This window comes from Streptomyces sp., assembly GCF_050698815.1.
Taxonomy (GTDB): Bacteria; Actinomycetota; Actinomycetes; order Streptomycetales; family Streptomycetaceae; genus Streptomyces.
Map to the genome: position 1 here is coordinate 1 of NZ_JBOHCV010000218.1, position 2,057 is coordinate 2,057.

Genomic DNA, 2,057 nt, shown 5'->3' on the forward strand with positions numbered 1-2,057 from the left:
GCCCTGTATACGGCGAAGGCCCGGCCACCACGGCCGGGTCTTCGCCGTATACGCGAAGAATGATCACAGACCCCACTTCCGGAAGAATGCCCAGGTCACGGACCCGGGCCTTGACGGAGCATCGTCAGGTGCTGTCCTTGTTCCGGCCCTCAGATGTAGTCCTCGAGCCTGGCGACGGCGAAGCCCTGGTCGGTGATGGTCCGCAGCAGGTCCTGGGTGACGTCCCTCAACTCGGCGCCGTCGAGGCGCTGCTGCGGGAAGAAGTGGAACAGGATGATGTCGCCCGGACGCAGTGTGTGGTCACGGGCGTCGGAGTGCGGGCCCTTGGGTTGTACGTTGGCCCGCCAGAGCACGGTGGCGCGGATGCCACAGTCGGCCGCCGCACGCAGGGTGGTGGAGTTGTAGTGACCGCGCGGAGGGCGGAACAGCGTGGGCCGTTCTCCGAAGACCTTCTGCAGGCGGTCCTGTTGGCCGCAGATCTCCGCCCGTTGAGCGGCATAGGGCAGGTCGGTCAGCCGCTTGTGCGTCAGGGTGTGATTCTGCACCTTGTTGCCGAGCCGGTGCAGTCGGGCGAAGTACCCGTAGTCGTCCCCGACCATGGAGTCGGTCAAGAACATGCTGAACGGCACGCGCAAGGTGCTCATCATCTTCGCGAACGCCGGATCCTTCGCCGCACCGTCGTCGATGGTGAGGAAGACGACCTTGTCACGGGTCGGCACCCGGTCCAAACGTGGCGTCTGGCGTTTCCCGTTCACCGTGGGGGCGGGTAGCGGCGGCTTGTTCCGGGAGGGAGGAGGGGGCGGAATCAGCTGTGGGAGGGCCGGCCGTTCAACGGTGGGCGCCGCGGGCCTCCGCGCAGCCGGGGCTTCTCCGCCCGTTGCTGCGCACCCGACCGCAAGGACAGTCGCCAGAACGAGGGCGGTGAGCCGACGCACAGTCGTCATCACTCGGCCTGGTCGCTGCACGACACCGGTCACTGTCCCAGCGGTGGACGAGGCAGTGGCCCCCGCTGCCACCGAGTCTCCTCCGGGCAGGCTGGGCCGGCCTAGGACGTCGCGCCGTGAACAGACAGGACGCAACAGTTCACTTCCGATTCTCGTCAACACGTCCTCCCATTTGACCGGCCGCTGTGTGGTGTTCTCTTCCCCCGACCCCTCGCCGGGGCAGTGAAAGGAAACACATGATCCGCCGAATATCGACGATAGCGCGGCCGTGATCGCCGACCCTGGGCGACCCTCATGGTGCGATCGCCTCCGCGTCCCTTCCCGGTGACGCGGCCGTCACCCTGCTGCCGCAAGTCCACGCACACAACGACTACGAGCACTAGCGGCCGTTGGCCGATGTGCTCGACCACGGATTCGCATCAAGGGCAGGGCCGCCGGACGACTCCTCTTCGCACAGAATCCACCGTGCGATTACTTCGGGGACCCGTGCAGCTGAAAAATGGTGGAAAGCCAGGGGAGGGACGGAGCCACCCCTGCGAACACCGTCTCCGGAGTACTGTGAAGTCACCGCAACTGCTACCTGCGTCCGACCCCGAAATACCGCCGGCGGCAGCGCCGCCCGGCGCCGACCACAAAGCCACCAGAGTCCGCCTGCGCGAACTCGACGGTCTGCGCCTACTGGCGGCACTGATGGTCTGCCTCTTCCACTACGCCGGGCGCGGTGGAACAGTCGGGACCGCCTGGGGTTCGACGCCCCTCGACATCTTCCCTCACCTGTCGAAGGTCGCACTGTACGGCCACCTCGGGGTCGAGATCTTCTTCGCCATCAGCGGCTTCGTCATCTGCATGAGCTGCTGGGGCCGTTCGCTCGGGGAATTCTTCCGATCCCGGGTGGTGCGGCTGTATCCCGCCTACTGGGCGGCGCTGTTCCTTGTCGCCGGTGTTGGCGCCCTGGCGCCGCAGTTCGATCAACCGTCGAGTATCCCGGACTTCCTGGTGAACCTGACGATGCTGCAGCAGCCGGCCGGCTCACCGCGGATCCTGGGAGTCTGCTGGACGCTCTGGGCCGAGGCACGGTTCTACCTGCTGTTCGCGATCTTCGTGGTCTGGAAA

At 66.3% G+C, this 2,057-nt stretch carries 2 protein-coding genes; one reads left to right on the forward strand and one right to left on the reverse strand.

All coding sequences use genetic code 11. From position 1 onward, the window contains the following. Nucleotides 1-149 precede the first annotated feature (149 nt). Nucleotides 150-719 carry a polysaccharide deacetylase family protein gene (locus ACRDP3_RS08115; RefSeq protein WP_431516165.1) on the reverse strand — a complete coding sequence of 190 codons (570 nt, stop codon included), beginning with the start codon at nucleotides 717-719 and terminating at the stop codon, nucleotides 150-152. Nucleotides 720-1,502: 783 nt separating this feature from the next. Here ACRDP3_RS08115 and ACRDP3_RS08120 point away from each other — a divergent pair. Beyond that, the coding region (locus ACRDP3_RS08120) for an acyltransferase family protein (RefSeq protein ID WP_431516166.1) at nucleotides 1,503-2,057 on the forward strand (555 nt) is incomplete at its 3' end.